This window comes from Sulfolobus sp. B1, from assembly GCF_007050195.1.
GTDB lineage: Archaea > Thermoproteota > Thermoprotei_A > Sulfolobales > Sulfolobaceae > Saccharolobus.
The window spans coordinates 1-557 of sequence record NZ_QIMI01000365.1 but is presented as its reverse complement, the minus strand read 5'-3'; the positions used below and the strand labels follow the sequence as shown (position 1 = coordinate 557).

The following is a 557-nucleotide window of genomic DNA, read 5'->3' as shown; positions in this document are numbered from 1 at the left end:
GATGTTTACGAGTTTTGGCAATTATATGAAATACCAAGGACTGGACATTTACAAGTTATAATTTTCGGTAACGATACTTCAGGTGGGCAATCTGGAGAAAATGAGTTAGATGCTGAATGGTCTGGTGCATTTGCCCCTGCTGCGAATATAACTGTAGTATTTAGCAATGGCTATGTAGGTGGTCCTCCATTAGTTGGTAATCTGCTTAACTATTGGTATGAGTATTACTACATGGTAAATTACTTAGACCCCACAGAAATTTCTGTCTCAGTTACAGTACCTGAGTCATTTTTAGCTGCTTATTATCCAGCAATGTTGTACATGATACATAACATGATGCTCCAAGCAGCTGCTGAGGGTATTTCAGTTCTAGCTGCGTCAGGGGATTGGGGGTATGAAAGTGACCATCCTCCTCCAAATTTCCATATAGGGACCTATAATACAATTTGGTATCCAGAGTCAGATCCTTATGTCACTTCAGTTGGTGGGATATTCTTAAACGCTTCTTCAAACGGTAGTATAGTTGGAATAAGTGGTTGGGATTACAGTACTGGTGG

General features: G+C 40.0%; 1 pseudogene. It reads left to right on the top strand.

Going from position 1 to position 557, the window contains the following annotated elements:
* A pseudogene (locus DMP16_RS10715) lies at window positions 1-557 on the top strand (peptidase S53); the annotation flags it as partial.